Origin of the sequence: Flavobacterium sp. RSSB_23 (assembly GCF_051547145.1) — a bacterium.
GTDB lineage: Bacteria > Bacteroidota > Bacteroidia > Flavobacteriales > Flavobacteriaceae > Flavobacterium.
Genome location: NZ_JBPTTO010000008.1, coordinates 50,917 through 65,698, shown reverse-complemented (window position 1 = coordinate 65,698; position 14,782 = coordinate 50,917). Strand labels below are relative to the sequence as shown.

General features: G+C 34.9%; 10 protein-coding genes and 1 other RNA gene. 5 read left to right on the top strand and 6 right to left on the bottom strand.

The features are described 5' to 3' along the window. Positions 1-828: 828 nt before the first annotated feature. Positions 829-1,225, bottom strand: a transfer-messenger RNA (tmRNA) gene (ssrA, locus tag ACSVH9_RS12570). A gap of 396 nt (positions 1,226-1,621) precedes the next feature. On the opposite strand from ssrA, the gene ACSVH9_RS12565 reads away from it, so the two are divergent. Next, positions 1,622-3,712: a GEVED domain-containing protein gene (locus ACSVH9_RS12565; RefSeq protein WP_438064017.1), complete on the top strand. Its 2,091-nt coding sequence runs from the start codon at positions 1,622-1,624 to the stop codon at positions 3,710-3,712. Positions 3,713-3,791: 79 nt separating this feature from the next. Here ACSVH9_RS12565 and ACSVH9_RS12560 read toward each other — a convergent pair whose 3' ends face one another. Continuing rightward, a complete protein-coding gene (locus tag ACSVH9_RS12560) occupies positions 3,792-4,994 on the bottom strand; it encodes a serine hydrolase domain-containing protein (RefSeq protein ID WP_438064016.1) in 1,203 nt (400 codons plus the stop codon). A 248-nt stretch (positions 4,995-5,242) separates the two neighbouring features. On the opposite strand from ACSVH9_RS12560, the gene ACSVH9_RS12555 reads away from it, so the two are divergent. Both ACSVH9_RS12555 and ACSVH9_RS12550 read left to right on the top strand, forming a co-directional pair. Beyond that, positions 5,243-6,445: an NAD(P)-dependent oxidoreductase gene (locus tag ACSVH9_RS12555; protein WP_438064015.1), complete on the top strand. Its 1,203-nt coding sequence runs from the start codon at positions 5,243-5,245 to the stop codon at positions 6,443-6,445. 146 nt (positions 6,446-6,591) lie between these two features. Continuing rightward, the gene (locus tag ACSVH9_RS12550) at positions 6,592-6,765 is read left to right on the top strand and encodes a hypothetical protein (protein ID WP_024981741.1); all 174 of its coding nucleotides are present in this window, start codon (positions 6,592-6,594) and stop codon (positions 6,763-6,765) included. 121 nt (positions 6,766-6,886) lie between these two features. Here ACSVH9_RS12550 and ACSVH9_RS12545 read toward each other — a convergent pair whose 3' ends face one another. Continuing rightward, positions 6,887-9,331: a TonB-dependent receptor domain-containing protein gene (locus ACSVH9_RS12545; RefSeq protein ID WP_438064014.1), complete on the bottom strand. Its 2,445-nt coding sequence runs from the start codon at positions 9,329-9,331 to the stop codon at positions 6,887-6,889. 84 nt (positions 9,332-9,415) lie between these two features. Next, on the bottom strand, positions 9,416-9,763 hold the full coding sequence (gene arsC / locus ACSVH9_RS12540) for an arsenate reductase (glutaredoxin) (protein WP_438064013.1): 348 nt from the start codon (positions 9,761-9,763) through the stop codon (positions 9,416-9,418). A gap of 105 nt (positions 9,764-9,868) precedes the next feature. On the opposite strand from arsC, the gene ACSVH9_RS12535 reads away from it, so the two are divergent. Both ACSVH9_RS12535 and ACSVH9_RS12530 read left to right on the top strand, forming a co-directional pair. Beyond that, on the top strand, positions 9,869-10,786 hold the full coding sequence (locus tag ACSVH9_RS12535; RefSeq protein WP_438064012.1) for a CPBP family intramembrane glutamic endopeptidase: 918 nt from the start codon (positions 9,869-9,871) through the stop codon (positions 10,784-10,786). A 27-nt stretch (positions 10,787-10,813) separates the two neighbouring features. Then, positions 10,814-11,860, top strand: a complete 1,047-nt coding sequence (locus ACSVH9_RS12530; RefSeq protein ID WP_438064011.1) for an AMP-binding protein — start codon at positions 10,814-10,816, stop codon at positions 11,858-11,860. A gap of 51 nt (positions 11,861-11,911) precedes the next feature. Here the strand turns inward: ACSVH9_RS12530 and ACSVH9_RS12525 are convergent, their stop codons facing one another. Both ACSVH9_RS12525 and lpxD read right to left on the bottom strand, forming a co-directional pair. After that, positions 11,912-13,540, bottom strand: coding sequence for an acyl-CoA carboxylase subunit beta (locus ACSVH9_RS12525; protein ID WP_438064010.1), 1,629 nt, complete (start codon positions 13,538-13,540; stop codon positions 11,912-11,914). Between the two features lie 163 nt (positions 13,541-13,703). Next, complete coding sequence (gene lpxD / locus ACSVH9_RS12520) at positions 13,704-14,702, bottom strand: UDP-3-O-(3-hydroxymyristoyl)glucosamine N-acyltransferase (protein WP_438064009.1); 999 nt, start codon at positions 14,700-14,702, stop codon at positions 13,704-13,706. Positions 14,703-14,782 lie beyond the last annotated feature (80 nt).

The following is a 14,782-nucleotide window of genomic DNA, read 5'->3' as shown; positions in this document are numbered from 1 at the left end:
ACTTTAATTATTGACAAACATACTAAAAAGCAAACGAAAGAAAAATGAGGAAAACCTTAAACCAACTGTTTGTTATCAACAAATGCAATAAAATAGCATAAAATTTATCAAAATAGAGACATAGCGCAATGGTCAGTTTTCATAGTAGTTATTTGATGATTACGTCTTTTATGTATTCACAGTTTGAAATTGTATGAATCTGTCTAGATTGAGCAAAATGCAAAAAGGATCGATCACGACCTGTCCGTACGTGGGGAATGTGAGGGCTTGTGTGCTAGTGCATCGGGGAGTATCTTTTATCTCTTGCATTTGGTTTGAAGAGGATAGGTGTAATGGATTAATTGGCTGCAAAATGTTCCTAGCGTGCTAGTAGGATTTCGGTCACCACGTTGCAGTGATTGCCGAAGGGGTTGATTGGTACTGTTTTGGCTGTTTTTAGTTGGCTTTGGATTGATGTATTGTTGTGATTGGTTGGAGTATCTCGCAAAATCTTCTTGTCCTTACTTCCTTTTTAGCTAAGACTACACTTTAGTGTTGGGCGGTTCGCAATTTTTTATGGACAAGTTTTTGCTTACGGATTCGATTGGAGTGGCATTGATTGGGCAAAAATATGTCAAGCAAGTTGAAGAGCTAGTTCTTTGTTGATGCTAAACATTGCTCTAAATTCTTTAAGGTATATTTTGGGTTAGATAGGGTAGAAGTAGTTGGTTTCGTTTATGGCTTACGGATGATTTTTGTATTTATCAATAATTATTTGAGTTGTAGCCAAAACAAAAAAGCCTGTAAATCCTACGATTTACAGGCTTTTGCTCTGATTTGAAATTGTAAAAGTGGAGTCGCCGAGAATCGAACTCGGGTCCAAACAAGCAACTAAAAGGCTTTCTACACGCTTATTTCCTGATTGGGTTTTCGATGTTGAGCTAGGTCAGAAACAACCACTCAACACTTATCTTCTTAGTTTCGAAATCCACCCGAAGCTTATGGAAATCTAGGTTTATTTTTACGGTTCCCCTGTACTGACCGCCACAAACCAAGGCTTTCAAGGAGAATCCAGCTTTCCTACCTTGTAGGAACGTGGCGCAATCGTACTATAATTCGGATTATGCAGCTAAAGCGTAGTTATTTTCGCCGTGTAAAAGTGTGAGATCTTATATTTACGAGCAAGGTCTCAATGCTCGACGTGCTTACTTTTCAATTCGACTTGCTGTCAAAACCAGTCGACCCCATTTATTGGACTGCAAATATAAACTAATATAGCCAAATAAAAATTTTTTGTTGCTATTAAAATCGACGCTACAAAGGACTTCTATGGTATAAGAAGTGTGTATTTATTCAAGAAGTGGTTTTTAGATGTTTGACTTTTAAATGGTTGTATGTAGTAATAAATAGTTTTATTTTATTCTTTTTTGTTTAAAATTATTCTTATTGAGGCATTATATAGAAAATTTAGTTTTAAATAGCTATTGTTTTTAAGAATTACTCAAATGAATAGGGTGTTAAATAGCTTTTTTTGTTAATCTGGTAAAAATAATAAATTTGACTTTAATTTTAAGATAAAAAAATGAATTTTGTTTTTTAATTGTTATTTTTATAAAAATTAATTAACCAAAAACCATTTATTATGAGAAAAAATTATTTTGCTTTAAAAAGCCTTCGGCATTTAGGTTTTGCTTTGTTTTTTGGACTTACAGTTCAAGCACAAACCTACACAAGTTGGAAAGTAGGGAGTACTACAGATGTAACCACAACTACCACTGGGGGAATTTGTTTAATGGGAGGTGGAACAGATAACGATGATGCCATCAAATGGATGTTTCAAAAAGCAGGAGGAGGAGATGTGGTTGTTTTGCGTTCCGCGGGAACTGATGGTTATAATACTTATATGTATTCTGAATTGGGTGTGCCAGTAAATTCAGTAGAGACGATAATTATAGATACTAGAGCAAAAGCAAGTATTGCAGCGATAGCGACCAAAATCAGAAATGCAGAAGCGCTATTTATTGCTGGTGGCGATCAAGCGACTTATGTTTCCTACTGGAAAGATACCCCAGTAGAAGACGCAATCAATTATTTAATCAATACCAAAAAAGTACCAGTTGGTGGAACTAGTGCGGGCTGTGCTATTTTGGGACAATACTATTATAGTGCAGCAAATTCTAGTGTTACTTCTGCACAAGCATTAGCAAATCCTTACGCTAGCGGAGTTACAATAGGTGTAAATGATTTTTTGTCCAGTCCATACTTGGCCAATGTAATTACAGATACACATTATGATAATCCTGACCGAAGAGGAAGACAAACGACTTTTTTAGCTAGAATGTGGAAAGATTTAGGCGCTGGATTGAATGCAAAAGGAATTGGCGTATTTGAAAAAACAGCAGTATGTATCGACCAAAACGGATTGGCGCGCGTTTTTGCTCCAACTACAGCTAGTTTTGCTTATTTCTACCAAATCGAATCGAATTCAACTCCAGAAACGGTTGTTTCCGGAACGCCTTTAACTTGGAATAATGCCGGAAAAGGGGTTAAGATTGTTAAGATTCCAGGTAATACCGCTGGTTCCAATACTTTTGATTTAAACAATTGGGTTACGACTTCGGGAACTGGAATCTCTTGGGGTAATATCAAAGTAATTAGCGGTACTTTGACAGAAACACTTGGCGGTACACCTCCAGGAGGAACAACTTCTTGTGCAACTCCTACAGGAGTAGCGGCAAGTGCAATTACTAATACTAGTGCAACCATCTCTTGGTCATCAACTGCGGCAACAAGCTACACGGTTCGTTACAAAACAACAGCTGCCACTACTTGGACCACTTTGTCAAATACGACTGCTACATCAGTAACATTATCGGGACTTAGTTTAGGAACAGCGTATAATGTGGAGGTAATTGGAAATTGTACATCGGGAGCTTCTTCGGCTGGAACAACTTCATTTACAACTACAGGAGGAACACCAACAGTTACTTATTGTGCCTCTAAAGGAAATAGTGCTACTAGTGAATGGATTGATAAAGTAGCTATCGGAACGATAAACAATGCTTCTGGAATCAACGGAGGTTATGCTGATTTCTCCGCGCAATCGGCTACAATAACTAAAGGAACTGCAGCTACATTAACATTGACCCCAGGTTATAGTGCTAGAAGAAGTTTGTACTGGAAAGTTTATATAGATTATAACAACAACGGTTTATTTACTGATGCTGGTGAGGAAGTATACAGTATTTTTAGTAGAAATATTTTAACACCTTCAATCACAGCTCCTGCTTCTGCGGTTACAGGTGCAGTAAGAATGCGTGTTATTGTTAGTTACAATTCGATTACTTCTCCTTGTGGGACATACAACTATGGTGAGACAGAAGATTACACCTTAAACATTACAACTTCTGCAGCCAAAGCTATAGCCTTGAAAGAGGCAATCAATGAAGATACTGTTGTGGTTGAGAATGATACAACTTCCAAAAAAATAGCTGTGTATCCTAACCCTGCAAGAGAAGATTTTAATATTGAGTTTGATAGTGAAAAAGAGGACAAGGTATCGATTCGTATTTTTTCTTTAAGTGGCAATGAAGAGAAAAATATAGAAGTGAAATCTGAAAAAGGGGCGAATAGAATTAGAACAACAACCAATGGTTTGGTTCCTGGCCATTATATCGTGAAAGTGATTAGATCTGGTGAAGTGCTTACTTCAAAAATGATCATTTCGAATTAGTAATTGAATTAGTTTTTTGCAAAAGAACCCCCTTCATTTGATCTCTGAAGGGGGTTCACTTTTTTTAAAAGAGGCTTTTTTACTCTATGTCGTCTAACTTGAAAGGATAATCGCCAAACAAAGTTGCTAATTTTCTAACCGCATAGGTGTTTTTAGTCATTTTATTGGATAAAGCAATAATGGTAACTTTTTCTTTTGGCAAAGTTATGTAGGAAGAGGTGTTGCCGTGCCACCAACCATTGTGAAAATAAAAATTCTGACCGGTTTCCCAATTGATCATTCTAATTCCAAGCCCATAGTTTTTGGTTCCTTTTCGCTCATTGCTATACGGTTTAAAAACTTGTTCCCATAATCCTGGCTCCAAGAAGTTTTTAGCATTTCTTGCCAAATCAAATTTGAGCAAATCTCTAGGAGTGGAATAAATGTTTTTATCTCCATAAACGCCATCCAAATAATCGATACCGATTTCTACTTTATTCGCTTTGTAAGAAGGTACAATTCTTTTCTTATCTTTTTTGATGTCACAAACAAAGGAATGTGTCATGCCCAAAGGTTGAAACAGCATTTTGTTCATGGCTTCTATATAAGAAAGTTGGGTAACTTTTTCTATAATTAAAGCAAGCATCGCATAATTAGTGTTGCAATACGCAAAACGACTGTCTGTTCTAAATTCTAAACCTATGTTTTTGGTTGCCATCAAATCTAATAAATCCTGATTGGTCAACGTTTTGTGTCGGTCCCAAATATTGGCCTTTCTGTCTGTAAAATACGAATAATTGCGTATCCCACTTCTGTGATTTAATAAGGTTCTCACGGTAACATCAGGATAAGGGAATCGATCTAGCAAAGTGGTTACTTTTTGGTCTAAATCCAATCGTTTTGCATTCACCAATTTCAAAATAACTGTCGCAGTCAAAACTTTACTTACTGAAGCTATGTGCAATGGGGTTTCGCTTGTAATAGTATCTTTATCCCTAAGGTTCGCTAAGCCATTGTATTTTTCATAAATAATTTGGCCATTTTGAGCCACTAAAAAACTTCCATTCATAGTGTTATTGGGCCAGTTTTTTTTGTAAAAAGCGTCAATTTTTGCTCTTTTTTCTTGAATATAAGTGGCTGTTAATTCAGTACTATCTTTTGCAGCTGGTTTGAGTATCGGAAGTACGTTTTTAGGGAGCTGTGCATCGGTTAATTCTACTTTTTTTATTTCTTTTGCACAGGAGGTAATTGCCAAAGAAAGGACAAGTAATTGTGCTATATTTGCTTTTTTAATAAGAGTCATTTGTTGGAAAATTGAAAAAAACAAATATATAGAATCAATTGCTTTTTAATTCTAGTTTTTTTCAAAATATCTCACTTTTCATCCTCATAAAAATAAGGCTTCAGTTTAGAGTATTGGAGTTCAATAATTAATGTAAATGCATTTTGACAATAATAGATGGGAAATGCTTATTTTTCGATTATATTGTTATATTTGTAACAAATAAATTCAATAAAGTTAAATAATAACGTAATTTAAATACTATAAAAATGAAGTTTGGAATTATCAAAGAAAGAAAAAACCCACCAGATAGAAGAGTTGTTTTTTCTCCCAATGAAATCAAAACCATTCAAGAACAATTTCCTGTAGTATCTTTTAAAGTAGAGCCTTCTGATATTCGTATTTTTTCGGATGCAGAATACCAAAACTTAGGAATCGAAGTTACTGATGATTTGTCCGACTGCGAAGTCTTATTTGGTGTAAAAGAAGTTCCTGTAGAAGCTTTAATTCCTAATAAAAAATACTTCTTTTTTTCGCATACCATCAAAAAACAACCTTACAATCAAAAGTTATTGCAAGCCGTTTTAGAGAAAAACATAGAATTATACGATCATGAAACCATCGTTGATGCTGCGAATAAAAGACTAATTGGTTTTGGTCGTTATGCAGGTATCGTAGGAGCGTATAATGCCATTCGTGCTTTTGGAATTAAATTTGAATTGTTTAAAATGCCTAAAGCATCGGCTTTGAAAGGTAGAGAGGCTTTGGTACAGCAAGTAAAAAGACAAATCATTCCTCCTATAAAAATTGTAGTTACGGGTACAGGAAAAGTAGGCAGTGGAGTGAAGGAGATGCTATTAGCAATGAAAATCAAAGAGGTTTCTGTTGAAAATTTTTTAACCAAAAAATTTACGCAACCCGTATTTACTCAAATTGATGTTTTAGAGTACAATAAACGAATGGATGGTCAAAAATTAGATACTAAAGATTTTAATAAAAACCCTTCAGAGTATGAGTCCGATTTTGAGCGTTTTACGAAAGTAGCAGATATTTATATTTCGGGGCATTTTCACGCCAATGCTGCGCCTCAAATTTTATCTCAGAAAATGTTACAAGCCAATGATTGTGCGATCAAAATAGTAGCCGATGTTTCTTGTGATGTCAATGGTCCTATTGCTTGTACTTTGAGAGCTTCAACTATAGAAGACCCCTTGTATGGTTATTTGCCAAGCGAAAACAAAGAGGTTGATGTTTTTCATCCAGCCGCAATTGTCGTGATGGCTGTAGATAATTTACCTTGTGAATTACCCAAAGATGCGAGTGAAGGTTTTGGCGAAATGTTTACGCAACACGTGATTCCAGCATTTTTTAATAATGATGCTGATGGAATTTTGGCAAGGGCAAAAATGACTGAAAACGGTGTGTTAACAGAACGTTTTAGCTATTTGCAAGATTTTGTTGCAAAAAAGTAGTCGGTTTTTATTGAGTAGCAATAGTATAGCGCAGTCTTGAGCCAAGGCAAAATAGATTTAAAAATATAGTGGAGTTTTTAAGGATTTTATTGGTTTAAAAAAATATTCCCACTATATTTGTCGCAACATTCAAAATTCCGGAAAACATGTTTGAATTTTCACAGTACTTAGGCTTCTTACTTTTCTTAACCATCCTAACAATGGGATTTTGGTTAATGTTTTTCTTAGTTGGTTTCATTTCCTATTGGGTAGGTGGAGCATCTTGGGAAGCATACAAAGAGAAAAAAGCAAAACAGAAGCAAGAAGAAGAATTAGTATAATCTAATTATCTCTATAAAAAAAGGACTCCGCAACGAGTCCTTTTTTTTATGCATACGATTGATGGATAAACAAAAAAAAGACTCGTTTTCACGAGTCTCTCTTTTAATCCAGTATCTAGGTTTAACCTTGGAATTCCATTTCACCTTCGTTCATATTTTTCTTAGGCTTTTCTCTTTCGTTTTTAGCTTTGTTGAAACGATAAGTAAAAGAAAGCGTAAACTGTCTTTCTCTAAATTGCATTTCTGAATAGGATTCAACTCTTTGAATTAGAACTTCAGACATCATTTTTCTACTATTGAAAACATCATTTACGTTAAAGGCAACGGTAGCTTTGTCTTTTAAAATATCTTTACTGAAGCCTAAATTCATAGCCAAAATCCCCAATCTTTTTCCTTGTGCGTTATCTTGTGGTCCGTTGTACGTTAAGTTGGTTTGCCAATCTATTTTGGCTGGTAAAGTAATTTTAGAAGTCAATCGGGTAGACCAAGAAGTGGCATCAAAATCAAAATTTTGAACAATAATCTCTCCTTTTGAAGTTGTGTATTCGTAATCGCCACGAGTTTGCACGGCAAAGAAGTTAAAATTACTATTCAACTTCCACCATTTGTAAGGAGAATAATTTAAGTTAACTTCAAAACCAGTTCGCATTTCTGTACCAAGATTAATTGGTGATGATTCAATTACAGTAATACCATTAACAGTTTCCCCTGAGTCGCGTCTAACAAATTGGAAGGCATCTTTAGTAGTGTTATAATACAATGATGTGCTTAAAGTTAACTTTTCCCATCTTTTAATGTAACCAAAATCAATTGCATCGGTAAGCGCAGGATCTAAATCAGGATTTCCAACAAAAATATTAATGTTACTCGAGAAGTTGTTAAAAGGGTTTAAGAAACGACCTCTTGGTCTTTGAATTCGTTTACTGTAGCTAATAGAAGCACTACTTTTATCGGACAATTCATAAGTAAAAAACGCACTTGGGAAGAGGTTGCCGTATTTTTTTGTAGTGAAATCATTTGTTTTAAGGAAATTGATGTCAATATTTGAATCTTCATATCGCAAACCAAAAAGCATTGAGAGTTTGTTTACTTTTACACCATATTGCGTATAGAAAGCGTTTATTCTTTCTTTGTACTCTAAAAAATTGGTAAAAATATCAACAGGAACGCCATTGCTAGTTACGGCATAATCGGTGTTTAAATTTGTAAAGTCACCTCGGTAACCCGCTTCAAATTGTTGTCCTTTTCCTAACGGTAAAACATAGTCAACCACAAATAAGTTTCTTTTCTGATCTTGATTGTTTCGGGAATCATCCAATTTAGCCACTGGGTCAATTGTTGTTTTATCACTAATTAAAGCCGAATTCAAATCTTTATTGCTAGAAATAGAGATGTCAACACTCAACTTATGTCCTTCTTTTTTGAAGTTTTTAATAAAATTAGAAGCGAATTCGAAATTCTCGCTATCGCTATCTTCTTTGTTTAAACGGTTACGAGTAAATTCATATACAAAATCTTTGTCATAATTGTCTTGGAATACATTATCTTCATTATTACCATTACTTTTTCGGTAATTGATGCTGTTGGTCCAAGAAGTTGATTTGTCAATGTACCATTCTATACCGGCAGTACCGTTGTAGGCATTATTAAAACGGTCATTGCTTCTGTCTTCATAAACGTAGTTTTTTACACTACCATCTGTATTGAAGTATTTTGAATTGGTTAATCCATTACCAGGATTGTTTCTGTAATTGTAACCTTGAGTAGTAAACAAGTTAAATTTTTCTGTTTTGTAATTCAAAGTTCCGCTTATACCATGGTTATCTGGGTAACCAGTATTGGCTATAAAAGTTCCGTTAAAACCTTGGTTTTTTCCTTTCTTTAAAATGATGTTCAATAAACCACCACCACCTTCAGCATCGTATCTAGCAGAAGGATTGGTTACAACTTCTACTTTTTCGATAGCATCAGCAGGAATTAATCGTAATGCTTCTGTAATATTAATAGCATTGGAAGGTCTACCATCAATAAGGATTCTTACGTTTTCATTTCCTCTCAAACTTACGTTTCCTTCAGCATCTACTGCTACAGAAGGTATATTGTCCAACACATCGCTTACTGTTCCTCCTTTTACCATTAAATCAGAACCTACGTTGTATACTTTTTTGTCTAATTTAATTTCAACCGTTGTTTTTTCTGCACGAACTACTACCTCGTTCAATTGTGCGGCATCTTCTGCTAAACCAATTGTGCCTAATGAAAGGTTCTCTGTTATGTTCTTTTCTTTAATGGTAGTTGATTTGAAAGAGATGAATTCAACAATGATATCGTATGTTCCTGAGCTTACATCTATGGTAAATTCACCTTTGTTATTGGTTACTCCACCTGCAATCATTTTTGGATTGGCGGTATTTTTCAGCGTAATTGTTGCGTACTCAAGAGGTTGCTTAGAATTTTTCTCGATTACTTTTCCTGTAACTTTTAGTTTGGCTTTGCCTGGTTGTGCGTAGCCTAATAAGCTAAAACAGAATAATAATAGGGTAATGGTACTGGTAAGTTTTTTCATTTTTTATTTTTATTTACACCTTTAGACTAGTAAAAGGGTAATAGGTTTCATTGACAAATGGTAAAAATTTGTTAAAAAAAGAGATTATTTTTTAAGAAAGTTGATGATTTTCTCTTCATCTCGGGCAATTATTGCTTTTTCTTCAGAAATTAAGAGTGGTCTTTCAATTAGTATTGGGTTGGTAATCATTATTTTAATGAGCTCTTCGTCTGTAAAGTCTTTTTCTTTGAAATTGTCAATCCAAGTTTTTTCTTTTTGTCGAACCAAATCGATTGGACTTATGCCTAGCTTTTCTAATATCCCTTTTAATTCTGCTGCTGTTGGAGGTGTTGTTAAATACGAGATGATTTCGAATTCTTTTCCAGAAGATTCAAGCATTGATAGGCAATTTCTAGATTTGCCACAGCGATTGTTATGAAAAATTTGTAACATTTTTTTGATTTTTTTGTATAGTTAATGCAAAATAAATAGGTACTTTTAGGGAGTGCAAATGTATGCTAACTATATTGTAAATCTATTTAACAAACTGTTAATACTATGTTTTTAGAACAAGGAGTTACTCCCCAAAATCATTTCTATAAGTACTTACTTGGGTCACTTGCTGTGATTATAGCATCATCTGTTGGTCAATTACCCATGTTAATTGCAATCTATTTTAAAGCCATTAATAAAGAGGTCGCTTTTCCTTCTACAAATGAAGAGGTCATGCATTTCTTTGATTCCAATACAACTTTATTTTTAATGTTGATTTCTTTTGTTTTTGCATTAGGTGCTATGTTTTTGGTAATTCGATTGTTTCATAATCAAACCATACTATCTGTAACTACTGCAAGACCAAAAATAGATTGGAAACGTATCTTTTTTTCTTTTGGATTATGGGCCGTAATAGGAGTAATGACTACTGTAATTGAATGGTATTTGAATCCTAGCTTTTTTAAAGTAAATTTCAATTTCGACTCGTTCATTGTACTATTTCTAATTGGTATAGTATTGATTCCAATTCAAACTTCAACAGAAGAGTATATCTTTAGAGGATACTTAATGCAAGGTTTCGCTAATCTGTTCCGGAACAAATGGGCACCTTTGCTAATGACTTCTCTTATTTTTGGCTTACTGCATTGGTTTAATCCCGAAGTTGGGAAAATAGGAAACTCCATTATGATTTTTTACATAGGCACAGGTCTGTTTCTCGGTATTATCACCTTAATGGATGAGGGAATGGAATTAGCGCTTGGATTTCATGCAGCAAATAACTTAATAGGCGCTTTGTTGGTTACTTCTGATTGGACTGCTTTTCAAACGAATTCGATATTGAAAGATGTTTCAGAACCTACCTTAGGATTTGATGTTATCTTGCCAGTAGTGCTAATATACCCGATACTTTTGCTTATCTTTGGGAGGAAATACAAATGGAATAATTGGAAAGAAAAACTTACAGGAAATATAAAAATTTAATATATACTAGAATAAATTACTACTACTATGAAAACAGTAACATATAAGAATGTACATAATCATTTTAAATTTAATGGCGTTCACTTAGACCGTGAACAGCTATGTATGGTTGCCTATTCTTTTATTAAAGAAGGAGCCGATTTTCAAAAAGCACTTGGAGATTTTTTGATTGATTGGTTCGATGATAAAACCTATATCGAAATGAATACTTCAGGAACTACTGGAGCGCCAAAATTGATTCGAGTTGAAAAAGAAGCAATGGTAAGCTCAGCTTTGTCAACTGGAGATTTTTTTGATTTGAATCCAGGAAATAAAGTTTTGCATTGTTTGCCTGTTGATTATGTGGCAGGAAAAATGATGTTTGTACGCTCGTTTATTTTGGGATTAGATATGGATTTTGTTGAGCCTAATTCTCATCCATTAGAATATAATGATGTTAAATATGATTTTGCCGCAATGGTTCCTCTACAAGCCAAAAATTCATTAGCAAAACTAACTAACATCAAAAAAATCATAATTGGTGGTGTAAAAATTCATAAGTCATTAGAACAAGAATTGGTAAAATTGCCTAATGAAATTTATGAAACCTACGGAATGACTGAGACCATAACGCATATTGCTGCTAAAAGAGTAGGGGAAAGAGCGTTTACGGTATTGCCAAATGTTACCGTTTCTGGCAATGAAAACAATTGTTTGGTGGTGCATGCTAAAAAGATAAACCCTGAACCTATTGTTACCAATGATATTGTTGAAATTGTATCGGACACACAATTTGTTTGGTTAGGTCGCTTTGATAACGTGATTAACAGTGGAGGAATTAAACTGATTCCAGAAAAAATCGAAGAGAAGTTGTCAACACATATTCCAAGACGTTACTTTGTTTACGGACAAGCTGATGATGTGTTGGGTGAAAAAGTGGTTCTTTACGTTGAAGGAGAGCCAATTGCAATTGATGAAGAAGTTTTTAGCGTTTTGGATAAATATGAAAAACCTAAAAATATCGTTTTTATTCCTAAGTTTACAGTGACCGCAACGGGTAAAATAGTGCGTAAAGAAAGTATTGATTCATTGTAAATGAATTGATTATTATAAATAAAAAAAGAGCTGAAAATCAGCTCTTTTTTTTTATGTTTGAATGACTCCTAAATTGAATTTTTTCTCAATTGGGGAATGATTAGCAGCCTCAATTCCCATTGAAATCCAAGTTCGGGTATCTAAAGGGTCAATGATAGCATCCGTCCATAATCGTGAAGCAGCATAATAAGGAGAAACTTGTTCGTCATATTTGGCTTTAATCTTTTCAAATAATTCTGCTTCTTTTTCAGTATCTACGACTTCTCCTTTTGCTTTCAAGGAAGAGGCTTCAATTTGAGCCAATACTTTTGCAGCTTGCGTTCCACCCATAACAGCTAATTCGGCACTTGGCCAAGCAAAAATAAGTCTTGGGTCATAGGCTTTTCCACACATCGCATAGTTTCCTGCGCCATAAGAATTACCAACAATCACTGTGAATTTTGGCACAACAGAATTGGATACTGCGTTAACCATTTTAGCGCCATCTTTTATGATTCCGCCATGTTCAGATTTTGAGCCAACCATAAATCCTGTAACGTCTTGAATGAAAACCAATGGGATTTTCTTTTGGTTGCAATTAGCAATGAATCGCGTTGCTTTGTCTGCTGAGTCCGAATAAATAACGCCGCCAAATTGCATTTCTCCCTTTTTACTTTTGACAACTTTGCGTTGATTGGCTACAATTCCTACTGCCCAGCCATCAATTCTGGCATATCCAGTAAGGATGGTTTGCCCGTAACCTTCTTTGTAAGCTTCAAATTCAGAATTATCTACAAGACGTTTGATGATTTCTAACATATCATATTGTTCGTTACGAGCTTTTGGTAAAATTCCATAAATCTCTTTTTCGTCCAATGCAGGGCGCTCAGCTTTAATACGGTTGAATCCTGCTTTTTCGTAATCACCAATTTTACCAACTATATTTTTGATTTTATCCAAAGCATCTTTGTCATCTTTGGCTTTATAATCGGTAACTCCAGAAATTTCACAATGTGTTGTAGCTCCACCCAATGTTTCATTGTCTATATTTTCACCAATGGCAGCTTTGACCAAATAACTACCTGCAAGAAAGATACTGCCGGTTTTGTCAACAATCAATGCTTCGTCGCTCATTATGGGTAAATAAGCACCTCCTGCAACACAACTTCCCATTACTGCAGCAATTTGGGTGATGCCCATACTGCTCATTTGCGCATTGTTTCTAAAAATACGACCAAAATGCTCTTTGTCTGGGAAAATTTCATCTTGAAGGGGTAAATAAACACCGGCGCTATCCACTAAATAAATAATAGGAAGTCGGTTCTCCATCGCGATTTCTTGTGCTCTTAGGTTTTTTTTACCAGTTATCGGAAACCAAGCACCAGCTTTAACAGTAGCATCGTTGGCAACAACTATACATTGCTTGCCTTGTATGTATCCAATTTTGATAACTACTCCTCCTGAAGGACAACCTCCGTGTTCTGCGTACATTCCTTCTCCAACAAATGCGCCTATTTCGATGCTTTGTTTTGAGGAATCAAATAAATAATCAATTCGTTCTCTGGCTGTCATTTTGCCTTCGGAGTGGAGTTTTTCAATTCTTTTTTCACCTCCTCCTAATTTGATTTTGGCAAATTTATGCTTCAATTGCGACAACAGTAACTTATTGTGGTCTTCGTTTTGGTTAAAGGTTAAATCCATAATGGTAGTGGCTGGTTTTTTTTAAGAAAGCTAATTTACGAAAAGGATTGAAATATAGTATAGGATACAGATGATTTGGTTAGAAAATAATTGCTTTTTTTGTGTATAACGCAAAAAATCAGAAAATTAAATCTGCTTTTTTATGAATTACTCAAAATGGTGTCTATTTTCTAGTGTCGTTGACTAATCGTTTTAATAAAGCCCATTGTCTTAGAGCGTCTTTTGCAGCAATTGCTGGATAGCCTAATACCACTTTGCCTGCGGGTACATCGCAAGTTACTCCAGAGCCAGCGCCAACAGTCGCGCCAGCACCAATTGTAGTGTGGTCCTTGATAGAGGCGCTTCCGCCAATGACAACTCCGTCTTCTAAAGTTACAGAGCCAGCAAGACCACTATGACCTGCCATTATGCAAAAACGTCCCAATTTACTGTTATGACCAATTTGAACTAAATTGTCTATTTTACAGCCGTCACCAATAATTGTGGAACTGAATTTTCCTCTGTCGATACATGAATTGGCTCCAATTTCTACATTATTGCCAATTACAACATTTCCTATTTGTGGAATCTTTACTAGTCCTTTTTCATTGCAAAAGCTAAAACCAAATCCATCAGCACCAATAGTAGCATTTGGATGAAGTATGCAATTGGTACCAATATGACAACGTTCTCTTATTACAACTCCTGACCAAATGGTAGTTCCACTGCCGATAGTTGAAAAATCTAAAAGTGTTGCATTGGGATAAATCGTGACATTATCGCCAATAATTACATTGGGACCAAGATAGCAGCCTGCACCAATTTTGACACCTTTACCTAAAATTACGCTATCATCTATAGTGGCTGTTGGGTGTACATCAAAATCAAATTGCGGAGGAGGTGGAGCAAAAAGAGCCAACAATTGAGACATGGCCAATTCGGCATTTTTTACTTTTATAAAGGCCTTGTTTGTGCCGGGTTCAATGCTGATATCTTCATTTACAATAGCGGCACTTGCTTTTGAAGTACTCCAATACTTTTCGTATTTTTTATTACCTATAAAAGAAATTTGATTTTCTGAGGCTAGGTCTAATTGTTCTGGCGAAGTAATGTTTTGGGATAATGTGCCAATTAGAGAGCCTTTTAGAACATTATTAATTTCTTGAATGGAATAGGTTTTCATTAAATGAGATGTGAATTTTATGATATTATTTTCCAAATAAAGTAAATTACAATCTCGATACCTAATTTTTTAACGTATTA